The organism is Amycolatopsis sp. NPDC026612, assembly GCF_040638285.1.
Lineage (GTDB): Bacteria > Actinomycetota > Actinomycetes > Mycobacteriales > Pseudonocardiaceae > Amycolatopsis.
In genome coordinates, this window is sequence record NZ_JBEZYB010000035.1 from 1 (window position 1) to 17,497 (window position 17,497).

The 17,497-nt window shown below is 71.7% G+C and carries 15 protein-coding genes; 5 read left to right on the forward strand and 10 right to left on the reverse strand.

What is annotated here, in order from left to right; translation table 11 throughout:
* Positions 1 to 111: 111 nt before the first annotated feature.
* The 6 genes from AB0F15_RS27320 to AB0F15_RS27345 all read right to left on the reverse strand — a co-directional run bounded on the left by AB0F15_RS27320 (position 112) and on the right by AB0F15_RS27345 (position 5,583).
* Positions 112 to 1,956, reverse strand: a complete 1,845-nt coding sequence (locus AB0F15_RS27320) for a glycosyltransferase family 39 protein (RefSeq protein WP_360275972.1) — start codon at positions 1,954 to 1,956, stop codon at positions 112 to 114.
* On the reverse strand, positions 1,956 to 3,212 hold the full coding sequence (locus tag AB0F15_RS27325; protein ID WP_360275975.1) for a bifunctional glycosyltransferase family 2/GtrA family protein: 1,257 nt from the start codon (positions 3,210 to 3,212) through the stop codon (positions 1,956 to 1,958). The genes AB0F15_RS27320 and AB0F15_RS27325 overlap by 1 nt, the downstream gene beginning before the upstream one ends.
* A gap of 94 nt (positions 3,213 to 3,306) precedes the next feature.
* Complete coding sequence (locus AB0F15_RS27330) at positions 3,307 to 3,930, reverse strand: hypothetical protein (RefSeq protein ID WP_360275977.1); 624 nt, start codon at positions 3,928 to 3,930, stop codon at positions 3,307 to 3,309.
* Positions 3,927 to 4,199: a hypothetical protein gene (locus AB0F15_RS27335; RefSeq protein ID WP_360275980.1), complete on the reverse strand. Its 273-nt coding sequence runs from the start codon at positions 4,197 to 4,199 to the stop codon at positions 3,927 to 3,929. Before AB0F15_RS27335 ends, AB0F15_RS27330 begins: the two co-directional genes overlap by 4 nt.
* 79 nt (positions 4,200 to 4,278) lie before the next feature.
* A complete protein-coding gene (locus AB0F15_RS27340; RefSeq protein ID WP_360275982.1) occupies positions 4,279 to 4,941 on the reverse strand; it encodes a Crp/Fnr family transcriptional regulator in 663 nt (220 codons plus the stop codon).
* Between the two features lie 21 nt (positions 4,942 to 4,962).
* On the reverse strand, positions 4,963 to 5,583 hold the full coding sequence (locus AB0F15_RS27345; protein WP_360275985.1) for a hypothetical protein: 621 nt from the start codon (positions 5,581 to 5,583) through the stop codon (positions 4,963 to 4,965).
* A 234-nt stretch (positions 5,584 to 5,817) separates the two neighbouring features.
* Between AB0F15_RS27345 and AB0F15_RS27350 the strand changes: the two genes are divergently transcribed.
* Together AB0F15_RS27350 and AB0F15_RS27355 are read left to right on the forward strand one after the other, a co-directional pair.
* On the forward strand, positions 5,818 to 6,888 hold the full coding sequence (locus tag AB0F15_RS27350) for a helix-turn-helix transcriptional regulator (protein WP_360275988.1): 1,071 nt from the start codon (positions 5,818 to 5,820) through the stop codon (positions 6,886 to 6,888).
* Positions 6,885 to 8,063 carry a hypothetical protein gene (locus AB0F15_RS27355; RefSeq protein ID WP_360275991.1) on the forward strand — a complete coding sequence of 393 codons (1,179 nt, stop codon included), beginning with the start codon at positions 6,885 to 6,887 and terminating at the stop codon, positions 8,061 to 8,063. The genes AB0F15_RS27350 and AB0F15_RS27355 overlap by 4 nt, the downstream gene beginning before the upstream one ends.
* Here AB0F15_RS27355 and AB0F15_RS27360 read toward each other — a convergent pair.
* The 3 genes from AB0F15_RS27360 to AB0F15_RS27370 all read right to left on the reverse strand — a co-directional run bounded on the left by AB0F15_RS27360 (position 8,008) and on the right by AB0F15_RS27370 (position 12,169).
* On the reverse strand, positions 8,008 to 8,565 hold the full coding sequence (locus AB0F15_RS27360; protein WP_360275994.1) for a GNAT family N-acetyltransferase: 558 nt from the start codon (positions 8,563 to 8,565) through the stop codon (positions 8,008 to 8,010). The two genes, AB0F15_RS27355 and AB0F15_RS27360, sit on opposite strands and share 56 nt — an antisense overlap.
* A 108-nt stretch (positions 8,566 to 8,673) precedes the next feature.
* Positions 8,674 to 10,527: a glycosyltransferase family 39 protein gene (locus AB0F15_RS27365; protein ID WP_360276160.1), complete on the reverse strand. Its 1,854-nt coding sequence runs from the start codon at positions 10,525 to 10,527 to the stop codon at positions 8,674 to 8,676.
* A 106-nt stretch (positions 10,528 to 10,633) separates the two neighbouring features.
* Positions 10,634 to 12,169, reverse strand: a complete 1,536-nt coding sequence (locus AB0F15_RS27370; protein WP_360275997.1) for a HAMP domain-containing sensor histidine kinase — start codon at positions 12,167 to 12,169, stop codon at positions 10,634 to 10,636.
* Between the two features lie 186 nt (positions 12,170 to 12,355).
* Here AB0F15_RS27370 and AB0F15_RS27375 point away from each other — a divergent pair, with 186 nt between their 5' ends.
* Positions 12,356 to 12,928, forward strand: coding sequence for a hypothetical protein (locus AB0F15_RS27375; RefSeq protein ID WP_360276000.1), 573 nt, complete (start codon positions 12,356 to 12,358; stop codon positions 12,926 to 12,928).
* 95 nt (positions 12,929 to 13,023) lie between these two features.
* On the opposite strand, the gene AB0F15_RS27380 is transcribed toward AB0F15_RS27375, so the two are convergent.
* On the reverse strand, positions 13,024 to 15,129 hold the full coding sequence (locus tag AB0F15_RS27380) for a fatty acid desaturase (protein WP_360276003.1): 2,106 nt from the start codon (positions 15,127 to 15,129) through the stop codon (positions 13,024 to 13,026).
* Between the two features lie 138 nt (positions 15,130 to 15,267).
* Between AB0F15_RS27380 and AB0F15_RS27385 the strand changes: the two genes are divergently transcribed.
* Together AB0F15_RS27385 and tig are read left to right on the forward strand one after the other, a co-directional pair.
* Positions 15,268 to 15,858 carry a TetR family transcriptional regulator gene (locus AB0F15_RS27385; RefSeq protein ID WP_360276006.1) on the forward strand — a complete coding sequence of 197 codons (591 nt, stop codon included), beginning with the start codon at positions 15,268 to 15,270 and terminating at the stop codon, positions 15,856 to 15,858.
* 129 nt (positions 15,859 to 15,987) lie between these two features.
* Positions 15,988 to 17,379, forward strand: a complete 1,392-nt coding sequence (tig, locus tag AB0F15_RS27390; protein WP_360276008.1) for a trigger factor — start codon at positions 15,988 to 15,990, stop codon at positions 17,377 to 17,379.
* Positions 17,380 to 17,497 lie beyond the last annotated feature (118 nt).

Consider the following 17,497-nt stretch of genomic DNA (forward strand, 5'->3'; position numbering starts at 1 on the left):
GTCGGTTCCGGTGCTCATCGCGGTGACGGGACTGGTCATCAAGTCCCCCACGGTCTTGCCCGCGGACGCGGCTTCGTGGTGCTCGTGGGCATGCCCGGGGTGCGCGATCTTTCAGCTCTGCAGGTCGTACACCGTCTGGCCGTCGACCGTGGTGGCGGTGAAGTTCGCCGTGACCCAGTCCGTGATCTCCGACGATCCGCCGCCCGGGCCGCCGCCGCGGCCGCCCTCGACGTAGTACTCGACCTCGCCCGCGGCGACGTACGCCTTGAACTCCGCGAGCGTCGGTGCCGGGTCGGAGCCGCTCCAGCCGCCGATGCCGATCACCGCCTTGCCGCTCGCCAGCTCCAGCGAAGCCGCGCTCTGCGAACCCGTCGTCGCCGCGGCCCACTTCGTCGTCGTCTTCGCCAGCAGGGCGCCGATCGCGCCGGACGCCGAATCGCCGCCGCCGCCGAAGCCGCCGCCCATCGCGCTCGACGTCGGGCCGGACGTCGGGATCGACCCGCTGTGCGCCACCGACGCCGTCTCGACGCCGTACGCCGCCGTCGACACGCCGATCGTCAGCACCAGCGCCGCCGCGATCACCGCGGCCGCCCGGCGGACACGGGGGACGCCCATCACCAGCACCGTGCCGACCAGCACGCCGAGCACCGCGACGATCCAGCGCAACGCCGGGAACCACTCCGGCGTCCGGTCCAGCAGGATGAACGACCACACCGCCGTCGCCACGACCATCCCGGCCAGCACCGCCCGCGGCGCCGGGTGGGCCCGGCCCTGCCACAGCGCGCGGCCCGAAATCGCGACCAGCGCGGCGATCGCCGGGGCGAGCGCGACCGAGTAGTACGGGTGCACGGTCCCGCTCATGAAGCTGAACACCAGCGCCGTCACGACCAGCCAGCCACCCCACAGCACCAGCGCGAGCCGCGTCCGGTCGGTGCGCGGCGCCCGGCGCGTGAACCACAGCCCGGCGACCAGGCCGATCAGCGCGGCGGGCAGCAGCCAGGAAATCTCCGTGCCGAAGCTGGCGCCGAACATCCGGAACAGGCCCGTGGACCCGCCGAACCCGGTGTTGCCGCCCATGCCGCTGCCACCCATGCCGCCGCCGTTGCCCTCGCCGCCGAAGATGCGGCCCAAGCCGTTGTAGCCCAACGCCAGTTCGAGCAGGCTGTCCCCTTCGGACCCGCCGATGTAGGGCCGCGACGACGCCGGCCACAGGCCCACCAGCGCGATGAACCAGCCCGCGGAGACGACCAGCGCCACGACCGCGCCGCCGAGGTGCAGCAGCCGCTTGCCCAGCGACGTCGGCGCCGCGAGCAGGTACGCCAGGCCGAACGCCGGCAGCACCAGGAACGCCTGCATCATCTTCGTCAGGAAGGCGAACCCGATCGCGACGCCGGCCAGCGCCAGCCACCCCGGGCCGGCCTTTTCCGTGGCGCGAACGACGAAGTAGGCACCGGCGACCATGAGCAGAACCAGCAGCGCGTCCGGGTTGTTGAACCGGAACATCAGCGCCGCGACCGGTGTCACGGCCAGCATCGCCCCGGCCAGCAGCCCGGTGACCGGGCCGGAAGTCCGCTTCACGGTCAGGTACAGGATCCCGACGGACGCGACGCCCATGAGCGCCTGCGGGGCCAGCACGGTGAAGCTGGAGAACCCGAAGATCCGGGCGAACGCCGTGCCGGCCCACAGTGCGGCGGGCGGCTTGTCGACGGTCAGCACGTTCCCCGAGTCCAGCGACCCGAACAGCCACGCCTTCCAGCTCTGCGTCCCGGACTGGACGGCGGCGGCGTAGAAGGAGTTGCCGTAGCCGGACGCGGTGAGGTTCCAGAAGTACAGCACGGCGGTCGCGGCGAGCAGCCCGAACACCGCCGGGCGGACCCAGCGTGGCGGCGCGTGCGCACCGGGCTCCTTGCGGTGCTTCGACGTCTCCGTGACCGGAGTGGACAGGACGGCGGTCATCAGTACTCCTTCTTCAGCGTGGCCTGGCGGCGCGGGTTGAACACCCAGCCGCGCAGGAGCAGGAACCGGAGCACCGTGGCGGCGAGGTTCGCCAGCACCAGCACGGAGAGCTCCAGGACCAGGCCGGGGGTGGTGGATCCGTTGAGCAGGGCCAGCGATCCGCTCGTGAGGGCGAGCCCGAGGCCGAACACGATCAGCCCTTCGAACTGGTGCCGCCCGGCGCCGGCGCGGCCACGGATGCCGAACGTCAGCCGCCGGTTCAGCGCGGTGTTGCCGATCGCCGTCACGAGCAGCGCGGCGAAGTTCGCCGGCTGCGCGCCGACGACCGTGCGCAGCACCAGGAACAGCACCAAGTAGGCGAGGGTGCTGCTGACGCCGATCGCGGCGAACCGCACCAGCTGCGTCACCAGCCGCGGCGGGACACCTGGCGCGTCGACGCCGATCGGCTGCCTGCCGAGTTGCTCGCGCAGCCTGCTGATCGGGATCTCCCCGGTGAACGTGGCTCTGGTGACGCGGGCGATGCCCTTGAGGTCCGCGGTGGCGGTCTTGACGATGTTGACCGACGAGTCCGGGTCGTCGACCCAGTCGACCGGCACCTCGTGGATCCGCAGCCCGGCCCGCTGGGCCAGGACGAGCAGTTCGGTGTCGAAGAACCAGCCGGTGTCCTCGACGTGCGGCAGCAGTTCGCGGGCGACGTCGGCGCGGATGGCCTTGAAGCCGCACTGCGCGTCACTGAACTTCGCGGCGAGCGTCGAGCGGAGGATCAGGTTGTAGCACCGGGAAATGAACTCCCGCTTCGGACCCCGCACCACCCGCGCGCCCCGGGCGAGCCTGCTGCCGATGGCGAGGTCGGAGTGCCCGGACAGCAACGGCGCGACGAGCGGTCCGAGCGCGGCGAGATCCGTGGAGAGATCGACGTCCATGTAGGCGAGCACGGCGGCGTCGGAGGCCTGCCACACGGCGTTGAGCGCGCGGCCGCGGCCCTTCTCGTCGAGGTGGTGGACGGCCACCTCCGGGAATTCCCGGGCGAGTCTCTCGGCCACCTGCAGCGTCGCATCGGTGCTGGCGTTGTCGGCGACGGTGATCCGGTAGGGGTAGGAGACGTGCGCGGCCAGGTGGGCGTGCAGCCGGCGGATGCACGGTTCGAGGTCGGCCTCTTCGTTGTAGACCGGGATGACGACGTCGAGGACGGGCTGCGGGCCGGCCAGGTCGACCGGGAGGGTCCCGGGCCGCGATGCGGAGGCGGTGGCTGTCATGCCCCTACGGTCGCGGCCGCCGCTTTGGTGATCGTGTGTTCTGTCTGTGCGGTTGCTGTGTGGTGCCCGGCGCTCGGGCCGGGCACCGGCGGACTCAGCTGTGGGCGCGCAGCGGGACCACGTTGCTCGGCAGGGACGCACGACCCGGTTCGCGCTTCGGGGCGGTCGGGCTGATCGTCAGCGTCACCAGGCTCGGGTACCTCGGGTGGCGGTCCACGTACACCTCCGGCACCGAGCAGGCGGCGGCCAGGACCGTGCGGCGGCGGTGCAGGTGCTCGAAGGCCTCGCGGCCGTACAGCGACACCACGATGTCGCCGCCGCGGGGACGGCTCCACAGGATCGCCGGGAGACGACCGCCGGGCAGGCGCAGCTGCGGGAACACCGCCCGCAGCCGGTGCTGCAGCCGGATCGCGTGGATCCGGGCCTGCACCTGGCGGCGGCGCAGCACCGCCAAGCCGAGCGCGGCGGCGAAGACCGCCGACGCCCACAGCGGACCGGCCCACAGCGCGAACACCACCACGCCGTAGGGGAGCAGCGTCACGGCCAGGATTTCCCACCGCCAGTGGTAGATCCGCAGCGGGAACGTCGGTTGCGTGCTGGTCATTTCCGTGGTCCTTCCGGTCGGACGGCGGCGCAGGGCGCTGCCGAGGTGGCGCAGGAGACGTCCGGTGCCGGCGGCCAGCACGAGGGCGGCGACGATCACCGGCCCGGACGTCATGTCGGGATCCGGGTCTTGGGGGCGGGCTCGGGTTTGACGTCGCGGTCGCGGCCGAGCCGCCAGGTCCAGCGCCAGCCGGCCCAGATCGCGGCGGCGGACCCGAGCAGGACGAGGACGAAGGCCTGCCCCACCAGCCCGTCCAGCGGGGCGAGCCGCAGCAGGACGAGCAGCGCCCACAGCTGGGAAGCGGTGAAGGGGATGACGAGTCCGGCCGCGTAGACGCCACGGCGCCAGCGGCTCCGGTGCGGCGCGGTGGTGTACGGGTCCATGAAAGCCCTCCTCTGCCGTGGATCCAGGAAACCTCCGGCCCGCCGTGTCCTGTGTGTCAGCTGACACACAGCGCGGGATTCAGCTCGCCAGTCGGCGAAGTTCAGCCAGGCGGTGGATCGTCACCTGTCTTCTGCCGGTGCTGATCACCCCTCGCCGCCGCAGGTCGCGGGTCGCGCGCGCCCACGACTCGCGGGAGATCGCCGCCGTCATCGCCAGCTCGGCCTGCGTGGCCGGGACCGTGATCCGGATGTCGTCCCCGAGCCGCACGCCGTGCTGGACGGCCAGTTGCATGAGCTGCGCCGCCACCCGCCGCGCCGCGGCCCCGCCGCCGAGGTCCAGCCACTGCCTGCCGACGGACCGCAGGCGGGTCGAGAGCACGAGCAGCAGCGCCCAGGAGATGCGCGACCGCGTCCGGCACAGCGAGGCGAACCGGTCACCGGGGATTTCGAGCACGTCGAGGTCGTCCAGCGCCTCGACGGTCGCCGAGCGCGGCAGCTCGTCGATCGCGGCCAGCTCGCCGATGACGTCACCCGCACCCCGCACCCCGACGACGACCTCGCGCCCGTCCGGCGTGCCGTGGACGATCCGCACGTGCCCGGACAGCAGCACCAGCACGACACTGGAGGGGTCGCCTTCCCGGCACACGGTTTCGCCGCGCCGGTAGGAGCGCCGCGTGGCGGAAGCCGTCAGCTCCCGGTGATCGGCCGGGGCCAGATCGGCCCAGAATCCCGTCGGTTCCACTGTCCCCACCTCATTCCGGTGCTACGCGGTCATGTCCTCCTGGCGCCGGGCGGCTTCGGGGGTGTGCACCCACCCGCGCAGCCGCTGAGTGCCGACTCTGATGGGCACCGTCTGGAAGTACGTGTCGTGATCGATCCCCGGGTAGCCGTGCCGGACGACCGAACGGTGCATCTCCGGTGAAATGACGAGCACGAGGGGAGCGGCGGTGATACTCAGCTGCCGCCGGAGTTCCCGCGCGTCGACGAAGCGGCAGGCGATGTCGACGTCTTCGCCGTACGGGCCACGGCTGTCGTAGTGCACTTCGCCGGCGTGCACGGCGACCCGGAGCCGGAAGGCCAGGTCGGGGTGGCTTTCGGCGTGCCGGGTGAGCAGTTCGGCCAGTGCGGGGACGACGGTCGCGAGCAGCACCGGCTTCGGTGCCTGGTCGACGGGCCGGATCAGGCACAGCGCGCCGTCGCCGCGGTCGACGAACCCGTCGCGGTACTTCTTGGTGATCCCGCCGGCCAGGAAGGCTTGGTCCAGCAGCTCGAAGAGGACAGTGCGGAGGTGAGCCTTGGCCGGGTTCGTCCGCCTCGTCGAGCCTTCGACGTCGACCGCCACGATGGCTCTGTGGTGGGGGAGGTCCCGTGCTGGAGTACTCATGGCCCGCTCCTGCCTTCAGGTTGAACTGAAGTTCAGTCAAGGAGACTGTAAGGCGTGAAGTACCCCGGATCAACTGAGATGAATCGGTGTTATCTGTTCGGTGCGCGGCTGTTCTGCCTGGCGTAACGTTTCAGTCCCAGCTTCGGCAGGGTGCCGACAGGCGCACTAGTGACGGGGAGTAGTATCGGGGCCCTCATCGGGAGTACTGAAATTTCCTGAAGGGTGGCCCGAGTCGTGTCCCCAGCCCAGTCGCCGCGGTCGGCGCTGGCCCACCGCCTGCGTGCGCTGCGCGAGACGCAGTGGCCCGAGGCCGGGCTCACCCAATCCCAGCTCGCCCAGGCACTCGGCGGGAGCAAGCCGCTCAGCATTTCGCTGATCTCGTCTTGGGAGAACACGGACAAGCCGGTCGCGCCGCCGAACAGGCGGCTCGAGGCCTACGCCACGCTCTTCGCGACCCGGCGGTCCCTTGACGGCGGCACCCTGCGTCTTCTCCCTGTCGACAAACTGACGGACGACGAGCGGGCCCGGCGCAAGGAGCTCTTGGAAGAGCTGCTGTGGCTTCGGGAAGGCAAGGATTTCGTCGCGCCGACGGGCCCGGGGGCCGACATCTGGACCTTCGAGCAGAACCAGAACATCACGATCGTCTGCGCGCCGCTGCCGGAGAGGTACCGGCGGCACCTGTCCTATGCGGACCCGGAGAGCGCCGACTTCGTCTCGCTGTACACCTACGCCGACCCGGACGCGCTGATCGAACTGTTCGGGCACATCCGCTCGCGCAACCCCGACAGCAACGTCAAGTTCTGCACCAGCGAGGAACTGGCGGCGGACGACTACACGAGCCACCTCGTCCTGCTCGGCGGGGTCGACTGGAACTCGGTGACCCGGGACGTGATCCAGCGGCTGGACGTCCCCGTGGAGCAGGTCGGCCGGGAGGACGACGCCGAGCACGGCGGGTTCCGCGTCCCGCAGGACGGCCGGTCGAAGATGTTCGAGCCGCGGCTCGACAGCCGAGAGCATCTGCTGGAAGACGTCGCCCACTTCTACCGCGGGAAAAGTCCGTTCAACCAAAAGCGCACCGTAACCGTGTGCAATGGTATGTACGGTCGCGGCACCCTCGGAGCGGTTCGCGCGCTGACGGACGCGCGCTTCCGCGACCGGAACGCGGACTACGTGCGTGGGCGATTCGAAGGCGTGGAATCCTTCAGCATCATCAGCCGGGTTCCTGTCGTCGGTGGACAGGGCATGACCCCCGACTGGACCCTCGAGGAGAACCGGTTGCACGAGTGGCCCGAGGCTGCCGGGTGAGCCCGCGGCAGCACGAGTCGCACCAGGACCTCCTGGCGCACTTCGACGCGGAGGACGTCTCCGGTGCGGCGATGGACGCGATCATCGTGCCCACCGCGCGCCCCGCCCCCTACCTGCGGCAGGCCATCGCCGTGGCCCGGGATCGCGGTGTCCTCCTGCTCTTCCTGTGCAGCAAGCGGTCGACCATCTCCGGCGCGGTCCTGGAGGCGAAGAACGCCGGAGTCCGCGCGCTCGCCATCGACACCGATCTGCTGGACCCGGCGCTCGTGCCGGACTTCGCCACCGACCAGGTCGTGCGGTTGACCCGGTTCCGGCGGCCGACCGACACGAGCTTCAAGCGGAACCTGGCGCTGCTCATCGCGGTGCTCGCCGGCTGGAAGCGGATCCTCTTCCTGGACGACGACATCGCGCTGCCCCACCCCGCGGACCTCGGCGTCGCGGCCGGGCTGCTCGACGAGTACGCGGTGGTCGGCCTGGCCAACGCCGGCATGCCGGACAACTCCGTCGTGTGCCACGCGATCCGGGACGCCGGGAAGAAGCAGGACACCTTCATCGGCGGCGGCGCGCTGGCGGTCGGCGAAGCCGCGTTCAGCTCGTTCTTCCCGAACATCTACAACGAAGACTGGTTCTTCCTGCTGGACGGCATGAAACTGCGTCCGTCGGCGACCACCGGAACGGCGGTCCAGAAGGACTACGACCCTTACCGCGATGTCCGTCGCGCCCGCGGTGAGGAATTGGGCGACACCCTGGCCGAAGGCGTCTTCGGGCTGTTCGACAGCCACCTCGGCCTGGCCCAGGCCGACGCGGCGTACTGGGGGGACTTCCTCGCCGACCGCCGCCGGATCATCCGGGACACGATCAAGCTGGTGCAGGCGTCGCCGATCGACGCGGGTCAGCAGGTGCGGATGGCCGACTCCCTCCGGGCGGCGATCGGCCGCAGCGAACTGATCAAGCCCGAGCTGTGCGTGCAGTACCTCCGCGCCTGGCAGGAGGACTGCGTGCGCTGGCGGCAGCGGATCACCGGCCTGCGGCGCGACCACCACGGCGGTTCGGGTGTCGGGCACGCCGTCGAAGCGCTGGGCATCCCGTTGCTGGCGACGGCCGCTTTCGACGTCCCGCTCAGCACGGGTGCGAAGCGGCGATCGGCCACGCTTCCGTCCGCGGCGCGGGTGTGACCGGCAGCAGGTCCTTGACCCGCACGAAACACTGTTCCGGCTCGATCAGGACCGTGCCGTCCGGCAGGGTCGTCCGCGCGTAGCAGATCACCTCGCCGAAACCCCAGTCGCGGTAGAGGAGCTTCTTGTACAGGCGGTCGGCGTCGTGGTTGTCCGTCCGCACGGCGAGCGCGACCCGGTCCTTGCCCTGCTCGACGAGGTGGCGCTCGACCGTGCCGACCAGCGCCGTGCCGACGCCGAGCCGCCGGAGGTCCGGGTGGACCTCCAGGTGCGTGATCAGCGGGACGCCGGGCAGGTGCTCGTGGATGAGCTCCTCCTCGGCTTTCTCGAGCCACAGGTAGACGGCGCCCGCCGGCGCGGTGCCCAGCCAGGCCAGGAACAGCTCGCCGAAACCTTTCTGCTGTCGTTCGAAGCGATCGACGAAGAACCCGCGGTCACCGAGGGCCGAGGCGAACGATTCCAGGTCTGCGGAGGCGGCCGGCCGCACGGATGGCTCGGTCATCAGCAGGAACTCCTGTTCGCCTGGGCACCACCAGTGTGCCGGAGTGAGCCGGTCCTTGACCAGGTTGCCCGGGTCCGGACCGGCGTCACACCCTGCTTTGGTCGGGTCTCAGGCGGTGGCGGTGAGGTCGTAGACGGTCACGCCGTCCACAGTGGACGCCGCAAAGTGCGCAGCGACCCACTCGGCGATCTGCTGGGCCGCGTCCGAGCCGCTGGTGCCCTGCATCGTCATGCCTTCGCCCAGGAAGTAGTGGATCCGCCCGCTCGCCGCGTACTGCTGGAACTGCTCCAGCGTCGGGTACGGGTCCGTCCCGTTGAAGCCGCCCACCGCCAGCACCGGGGCGCCGCTCGCCAGCTGGTACCCCGCCGCCGTGTTCGACAGGACCGTGGCCGCTGTCCAGGTGTAGTGAGACGCGTCCTGCCGGAGCAACGCCGTGAGCGCAGCACCGGGCAGTGTCGTGCTCAGCAGCGACCCCGGGCCGCCGCCGCGACCGCCGCCGAAGCCGCCCGGGCCGCCGAAACCGCCGGGACCGCGGCCGCCGAAGCCCGAGGACGGACCCGCCGACGGGATCGCTCCGCTGTGCGTCGTGGCCGCCGTGGCCAGCGTGTATGCGCCCGTTCCGGACAACAACACCACCAGGGCGAACGCCGCGACGGACGAAGCCGCCCAGCGCGTCAAGTGGGCCGCGAAGAACATCGCCACCGCCGCCAGCAGGCCGCCGACCAGGATCGCCGGGGCGAGCCACGGCTGCCACGATGATCCCGACAGCACCAGGTACGCCGTCAGCGCCGTCAGTGCCACGCCGCCGCTGAGCAGGCCGGATGCCGCCGGGTGCGCGCGCAGGCGCCACAGCTGGACGGCCCCGGTTCCCACCAGTGCCGCCACCGCCGGGGCCAGTGCCACCGTGTAGTACGGGTGGATGATCCCGCCCATGTAGCTGAACACCAGCGCCGTCACCAGCAGCCAGCCGCCCCACAGCAGCAGGGCCGCGCGGGAAGCGTCCGTGCGGGGGGCCCGGCGCGTGAACCACAGGCCCGCGCCCAGCGCCAGCACGGCCGCCGGCAGCAGCCAGGCGATTCCGCCCGCCATCTCGCTGCCGAACAGGCGGGTCAGGCCCGTCGAACCCCAGCCGCGGCCGGCGCCGCCGCCGACGCTGCCGACCTCGTCGCCGGTGATGCGGCCGAAGCCGTTGTAGCCGAACACCAGCTCCCACAGCGAGTTCGTCTGCGAGCCACCGATGTACGGCCGGTCCGCCACCGGCCAGAGGGCGACGACCAGCAGGTACCAGCCCGCCGCGGCCACCGTCGCCGCCAACGCGCCGAGCAGGTGCAGCAGCCGCTTGCCGAGCGGGACCGGTGCGGCCACCAGGTACGCCACCGCGAACGCGGGGAGCACGAGGAACGCTTGCAGCATCTTCGCGAGGAAACCGAAGCCGACCGCGACGCCGGCCAGCGCCAGCCAGCGCGGGCTCGCCTTTTCGCACGCCCGCACCACGCAGTACGCGCCGGCCACCAGCAGCAGCACGAGGAGGGCGTCGGGGTTGTTGAACCGGAACATCAGCGCCGCGACCGGCGTCAGGGCCAGCACCAGGCCCGCGACCAGCCCGGCCGCGGGACCGGCGGACCGGCGGACGGTCGCGTGCAGCAGCCAGACCGAGCCCACGCCCATCAGCGCCTGCGGCACCAAGACGCTCCACGCGGTGACGCCGAACAGCCGCGCCGACAAGCCCATCACCCACAGCGCGGCCGGGGTCTTGTCGACGGTGATCGCGTTGGCCGCGTCGCTGGAACCGAAGAACAGCGCCTTCCAGCTCTGCGAGCCCGCCTGCGCGGCCGCGGAGTAGAAGGCGTTCGCCCAGCCGGACGCGCCGAGGCCCCACAGGTAGAGGACGGCCGTGCCGAGCAGGAGGGCGGCCAACGCGGGCCGGTGCCAGGTGCGGCGAGCCGGTGCTGGATGCGGCATGGTGGTTTCGGTTTCGCGGGAGGCGATGGCGCCTTCTTCCCGGGGGCTCGGGGTGGCGGAGCCCCCGGCCCCTGGCGAAGCCCCGGATGTCAAAGCGGTCATGAGCTCAGCGTCCGGTGCCGAGCTGGGGCCGGGTTGTGCCGATGCTGTGCACTCGCTGTGCGGGCACGGCCACGGGGAGGCGCACCGCGAACTCCGTGCGGCCGGGACGGCTGTGCGCCTCGATCGTGCCGTGGTGGGCGACGACGACGGCGGACGCGATCGCCATCCCGAGCCCGGTGCTGCCGGCGTTGCGGGAGCGTGACGAGTCGCCGCGGGCGAACCGCTCGAAGACGTCCGGCAGCAGGTCCGGCGCGATGCCCGGACCGTCGTCGGTCACCGTGAGCACAGCGCTGCCGTCTGCCGAGCGGGTCAGCGCCGTCACCACCGTGGTGCCCGGCGGGGTGTGCGTGCGGGCGTTCGCCAGCAGGTTCGCCAGCACCTGGTGCAGGCGCTGGACGTCGCCGAACACGAGCACCGGCTCCGGCGGCAGCTCCAGGAGCCAGCGGTGCCCGCGTCCGGCGACCTGGGCGTCGCCGACGGCGTCGGCGACGAGCCGGGTGAGGTCGATGTCGCGCAAGTCCAGGGGGCGGCCCGCGTCGAGCCGGGCGAGCAGCAGCAGGTCCTCGACCAGCGCCGTCATCCGGACGGCCTCGGACTGGATGCGGCCCATCGAATGTGCGACGTCCGGCGGCACCAGCGCGCTGCCGCGGGCGGCCAGCTCGGCGTACCCGCGGATCGCGGCCAGTGGCGTGCGGAGCTCGTGGCTGGCGTCGGCGACGAACTGCCGGACCCGGATTTCGCTTTCCTGCCGTGCTTCCAGCGCCTGGGCGACGTGGCCGAGCATCAGGTTCAGCGCCGAGCCGACCTGACCGACCTCGGTGCGCGGATCGGTGTCACCCTCGGGAACCCGGATGGACAACGCCACCTGGCCGCGGTCGAGTGGCAGTTCGGTGACGCGTCCGGCGGTGGCTGCGACGCGCTCGAGCGGGCGCAGCGTGCGGCGGACCGCGAACGCGCCCAGGAAGGCTGCGCCGAGCACACCCGCGGCGGCCACGCCGAACAGGATCAGCCCGACGGTGAGCAGCGTGTCGTTGACCGGCTTCATCGGCAGGCCGGTGACCACGACGTCGGACGTCCCGGCGACCGGCAGCGCCAGCAGGCGGTACTCGCCGAGGTCGTCGAAGGAGACGGTGTGCGGCTTGCCGTCGGTGGGCACCGACAGCATGACCGACTGCTGCTCGGCGGTCAGCTGAAGCCGGCCGCCGTGCTCGGAGATGCTGTCGTCGCGGACGAGCCCCTGACCCGAGAAGGTGGCGCTCACCGTGCCGACGTTCTGCCCGAGCGGGTGCTGGCCCTGGTTCTGCGGCGGCGGACCGCCGTCCGGCGGCCGGGCGTTGCTCGCGAACACCAGTGAGCGGTTCGCCGCGGCCGAGAGCTGCTGGTCGACCTGGCGGGTGAGGAACATGTCGAGCGCGAACTCGCTGACGACCCCGACGATCAGGCACACCACGGTGAGCAGCACGACCATCGAGCCGGTCAGTTTCGCGCGCAGCGAAAGCTGCCCCCGGCGGGGGCGGTGCGGGATGGTTCGCGCGGCCATGGAGCCAGCGTCCGTCGGCGCCGTGTGTGCGGGTTGTGTGCTGCCTGTGAGGCGGCTGTGCGGTGACCGGCCCGTCGCGGGGCCGCCGTTCCTCCGGTCACAGGAATGGCTGACGACAGGCACAGTCCGCGCACAGCGAGCGCCGTCACCGTTGGTCGCACCGAAGGATCTCGTGAAGGAGCAACCATGACCACACCACCGGCACCGTCCACTCCGGACCAGACTTGGGGCGCGGCGCCCGCACCGGGCCCGGACCCGCGGCCGGCCCGGTCGCCGGGCAAGAAGATCGCGGCGGGCGTCGTCGCGGCGGTGATCGTGGCCGGCGGGGGCGCGGCGATCTGGGCTGCCTCGTCGTCGTCGGCGGCCACCGATGCCCAGAGCGGCCCGGGCGGCCTGACGGGTGGCCCCGGCGGCATGCGGGCCGGCGGCCTGGGCGCGGCGCTGCACGGGGAGTACGTGTCCTCCGACGGCAACGGCGGCTACGTCACGAAGATCATGCAGACGGGTGAGGTGACGGAGCTGAGCGCGACGTCGCTGACCGCGAAGAGCGACGACGGCTTCTCGAAGACCTACACGATCACGTCGGCCCAGGCGACCGGCCTGGCGACGGGCGACACGGTCACGGTGGTGGCCACGGAGTCCGGCAGCACGGCAACGGCGACATCGGTGACGGACGGCGAGTCGGCCGGCGCCCAGGGCCGGGCACCGGGCGGCGGCCAGGGAACGCCGCCCTCGGGCGCGCCGGCCGGAACCGGCTGACCGCGCTCATCGGCGAACGCCGCGAATGGCGCATTCGAGACCTCCCCCGTCCCGGATGAGCCGTTCGCGGCACGGGCGGAGCGGACAGCGGGTGGTCAGCGGTGGTCGTAGTCGACCGCGACCTCCGGGGTCGTCGCCCGGCTGCGGCACGTCAGGATCCGGCCCGCCGCGACGTCGTCCTCCGTCAGCGCGTAGCGGACGTCCATGTCGACCTGGCCGTGCCGCAGCGTCGCCCGGCACGTGCCGCACGCGCCGCCCGTGCACGAGTACGGCACCTCGAACCCGGCCCGCAAAGCCGCGTCCAGGACCGTCTCCCCGGCTTGGGCGGCGACGCACGTCGTCGTGCCGCCCAGCGTCACCGCGACCTTCGCCGCCGTGCCCGCCGGGTCGCGCAGGGGCGCCGCGCCGCGGAACAGTTCGAAGTGGACGTTCTCCTCCGGGACGTCGGCCTCGGCGAGGGTGCGGCGGGCCAGCTCCGTCAGGCCGCGCGGCCCGCACAGGAACCACTCGTCGACCTTCGCCGGGTGCAGCCGGTTCTGCAGCAGCGCGCGCAGCCGCGTCCCGTCGAGCCGCCCGCGCTGGTACCGCTCGTGCGAGATGGCGAGCGCCTCGCCGACGGTGTCGAAGTGCCGGGGCCGGTGCGCGTGCAGGTCCGGGTCGCGCTCGTCGGTGCGGTAGTGGACGACGTGCAGCCGCCCGCCGAACCCCTCGGCGAGCGCGCTCAGCTCGGCCGCGAACAACGTCGTCGCGCCCGAAGTGTTGACGTACAGCAGCGTCGCCCGGCTGTGCGGCTCCGCGGTGAGCGTGCTGACCAGGATGGACAGCACCGGCGTGATGCCGCTGCCCGCGGCCAGCGCCACGTAGTGCGCGGTCCGCGCCGGGTCCGGGACGAGCGTGAACGCGCCCGACGGCGGCAGCACGTCGAGGAAGTCGCCCGCGGCCAGCGTGGTGGTCGCGAAACCGGAGAACGCGCCACCGGGCCGCCGCTTCACCGCGATCCGCAGCTCGCCGGAGCCCGCCGGCGCGCAGATCGAGTACGTCCGCCGCACGGGACGGCCGTCGACCAGCGTGCGGACCGCCACGTGCTGGCCGGGGGTGAACCGGAAGTCCGCCGCCAGGTGCGGCGGGACGTCGAAGGTGATCGCGACGGCGTCCGCGGTCAGCGGCCGGACCTCCCGCACCCGCAGCCGGTGGAACCGGCTCGGCCCGAGCGGCGGTGGCTCCGGGCCGGGCTCCTCGCCGAGGTCGTCGGCCAGCCGCCGCCACGCGCGGTACTCCGCCGGGGTCAGCTCGCGGCCCCACGCCGTGATGATCGGGACGTCGCGGGCCAGGTACGCGTCCCGGTTGTCCTTCCACGCCCGCAGGTAGCGGTAGAACGGCACGGCGGGGTGGAGGTGGTGCACGAGGTGGTAGTTCTGGAACAGCATCATCGGCGTCACCAGCCACTCCAGCCCCACCCGCACCCGCGTGGTGCCGAACTTGTCGCGCGGCTTCGCGGCGGGCAGCCCGTGGTGCGGGAGCCAGTCGAACCACCACGCCAGCAGGGCGAGCCCGAGCCGCTGCGGCAGCACGTACCCCAGCAGCAGTTCACGGCCGTGGCCGCAGGCGATCAGCGTCGCGGCGGCGACGAACGCCAGGGACAGCACCACGATCGTCTCCGCCCGTTCCGGTGCCGGGCGGCTCCGGACGCGGTCCGTGTAGAACCGCGCGTACCAGAAGTCGATGGTGAGCCAGCGGAACGGCAGCGACCACCAGGCTCCCTGTGACGTCCACGCATCGGGATCGGTGTGGGAGTCCGCATTCGTGTTGCGGTGGTGTTCACTGTGGATGAACCGGAGCAGCGGGAACGACGCGTACGCAGCGACGAACGGCATCGCCAGCCTGCCGAGCACCTCGTTGACCCATGTCAGCTTTCCTGCGGCGTGGTGGACCGATTCGTGCACCACGGTGAACATCGTGAAAGTGACGATCGCGTGCAGCGGAACGGTGAACACCGGTGGCGCGATCCCGGCCAGCAGCAGCCAGGTCGCGGTGCCCCACAGCGCGGCGCCACCGGCGAACAACAGCAGCGTGGGCACCGAAACGCGGGGCAGCGGGATGCGGGGCGAGGGCACCGAGCGCGGGGCGGGTACGCCGGACGCGGGCGACGGGGGCGCTCCGGACGTCCGGGAGCCACGCGGCGGGGTATCGACGACGGGCATCGAGCGGTCTCCTCGGTCGAGAAGCTCCTGGCGAGGCGGGAGTCACCGTAGACAACCCGCCGGGGTTTGTAAACGTCGCGACACGCTTCGAAAAAAGGTCTCGTCCAGCGGAACGCAAGCGGGAGGTAAGCTGCGCATGTGAAGGCCGTCACCCATCTCGCCCCGCCGCGCACCCGGGACAGGCTGCTGGACGCGGCCGCCGACCTCATCGCCGGCGACGGCTGGACCGCGGTGACGATGGGCAAGCTGGCCGCGCACGTCGGCGTCAGCAGGCAGACCGTCTACAACGAACTCGGCTCCAAGGCCGAGCTCGCGGAGGCGTTGGTGCTGCGCGAAACCGAGCGGTTCGCCGAGCGGGTGAGCGAAGTCGCCGCCGCCCACCCGGGCCGTCCCGTCGACGGCGTCACCGCCGCGTTCCGCCGGACCCTCGAAGCCGCCAAGGTCAACCCGCTGCTGCTGATCGCGCTCGGGTGCCCGAAGGGCGGCAGCGAAGACTTCCTCCCGCTGCTGACCACCCGGCCCGAGGGCGTGCTCGAGCGCTCGGTCGACACAGTGGCGGCCTTGTTCGCGCGGAGCTACCCGGAGGCCGGGCTGACCCTTTCGGAGTGGACGGTCGCGGTCGAGGCGATCGTCCGGCTGCTCCTCTCCCACCTGGTGCAGCCCAGCGGGTCGGTGGCGCACGCGACCGGTCAGATGCGCTGGGTGATCGGCCGGATGCTCGGGCAGTGACGCCGCAGGTGGCCCCCGGCCCGGCCGCGCGGACCACTGGCCTAGACTCGGACCTCCCGGTCTGCAGGTGAGGCGGGGCCATTTCCGCAGGATTGTCCACCACAATCGTTACCGCTCGAGGAGAAGACCTTGAAGAGCACCGTCGAGCAGCTGAGCCCGACGCGAGTCAAGATCAATGTCGAGGTGCCGTTCGACGAGTTGAAGCCGAACTTCGACCGCGCCTACCGCAAGATCGCCCAGCAGGTGCGCATCCCGGGCTTCCGGCCCGGCAAGGCGCCCGCTCGCGTCCTGGAAAGCCGGATCGGGCGTGGCCCGGTGCTCGACGAGGTCGTCAACGAGGCCATCCCGGCCAAGTACATCGAGGCCGTCCGCGCCAACGAGGTCCGCACGCTCGGCAACCCCGAGTTCGACGTGACCAAGCTCGAGGACCGCGACGTGCTCGAGTTCACCGCCGAGGTGGACGTGCGCCCGGAGATCGAGCTTCCCGACATGGACGGCTTCGCCGTCACTGTCGACGACGTCGAGCTGACCGACGCGGAGGTCGACGAGCAGCTCGACGAGCTGCGCGCCCGCTTCGGCACGTTGACCGGCGTCGAGCGCCCGGCCGAGACCGGCGACTTCGTTTCGATCGACCTGGCCGCGACCGTCGACGGCGAGGTCGTCGAGGAGGCCAGCACCACCGGGCTGTCCTACGAGATCGGCTCCGGCCAGCTCGTCGACGGCATCGACGAGGCGATCGTCGGGGCCGCCGCCGGCGACACGAAGACGTTCACCACCCAGCTCGTCGCCGGCGACCACGCCGGCAAGGACGCCGAGGTGACCGTGACCGTCCAGTCGGTCAAGACCCGCGAGCTGCCCGAGGCCGACGACGAGTTCGCCCAGATGGCGAGCGAGTTCGACACCATCGACGAGCTCAAGAACGACCTTCGCGAGCGGCTCGCCCGCGTCAAGAAGATGCAGCAGGGCGTCCAGGCCCGGGACAAGGTGCTCGACGAGCTCCTGGAGCGCACCGAGGTGCCGATCCCGGAGAAGGTGCTCGACGCCGAGATCGAGAACCGCAAGCACGACGCGATTCACCCGTTCGACCACGACGAGGCCCAGTTCGCGCAGGCCCTCGAGGCCGAGGGCCGCACGCTCGAGGAGTTCGACGCGGAGACCCGCACCGAGTCGGAGAAGGCCGTCCGCACGCAGCTGCTGCTGGACACCATCGCCGACAAGGAAGAGGTCTCGGTCAACGACGGCGAGCTCACCGAGCGGATCATCTACCAGGCCCAGCGCTTCGGGATCAGCCCGGACGAGTACGTCCAGCGCGCCCAGCAGTCGGGTCAGCTGACCGCGATCTACGCCGACGTGCGGCGCGGCAAGGCCCTCGCCTCCGTGGTGCGGAAGGCGACCGTGACCGACGGTTCGGGCGCCGAGGTCGACCTCTCGGAGCTGTTCGGCAGCGACGAGCCGGCCGTCGACGCGGCAACCGAAGAGACGCAGGTCACCGACGAGGCGGCGAAGACTCCGGCGGAGTGAAGCTGTGAGCGAACTTGGGCGGTGTCAGGCATTCTGCACCGCCCAAGTTCGTTAGGGTCGGATACAAGATCTCAAGCATCTGAAACGACAGCGGCGGCCGTCAGCACGGGCCGCCGCC

Coding starts and splice junctions, on each gene's coding strand:
- AB0F15_RS27320 (WP_360275972.1), bottom strand. CDS start 1,956: ATGACCGCCGTCCTGTCCACTCCGGTCACGGAGACGTCGAAGCACCGC.
- AB0F15_RS27325 (WP_360275975.1), bottom strand. CDS start 3,212: ATGACAGCCACCGCCTCCGCATCGCGGCCCGGGACCCTCCCGGTCGAC.
- AB0F15_RS27330 (WP_360275977.1), bottom strand. CDS start 3,930: ATGACGTCCGGGCCGGTGATCGTCGCCGCCCTCGTGCTGGCCGCCGGC.
- AB0F15_RS27335 (WP_360275980.1), bottom strand. CDS start 4,199: ATGGACCCGTACACCACCGCGCCGCACCGGAGCCGCTGGCGCCGTGGC.
- AB0F15_RS27345 (WP_360275985.1), bottom strand. CDS start 5,583: ATGAGTACTCCAGCACGGGACCTCCCCCACCACAGAGCCATCGTGGCG.
- AB0F15_RS27360 (WP_360275994.1), bottom strand. CDS start 8,565: ATGACCGAGCCATCCGTGCGGCCGGCCGCCTCCGCAGACCTGGAATCG.
- AB0F15_RS27365 (WP_360276160.1), bottom strand. CDS start 10,527: ATGCCGCATCCAGCACCGGCTCGCCGCACCTGGCACCGGCCCGCGTTG.
- AB0F15_RS27370 (WP_360275997.1), bottom strand. CDS start 12,169: ATGGCCGCGCGAACCATCCCGCACCGCCCCCGCCGGGGGCAGCTTTCG.
- AB0F15_RS27375 (WP_360276000.1), top strand. CDS start 12,356: ATGACCACACCACCGGCACCGTCCACTCCGGACCAGACTTGGGGCGCG.
- AB0F15_RS27380 (WP_360276003.1), bottom strand. CDS start 15,129: ATGCCCGTCGTCGATACCCCGCCGCGTGGCTCCCGGACGTCCGGAGCG.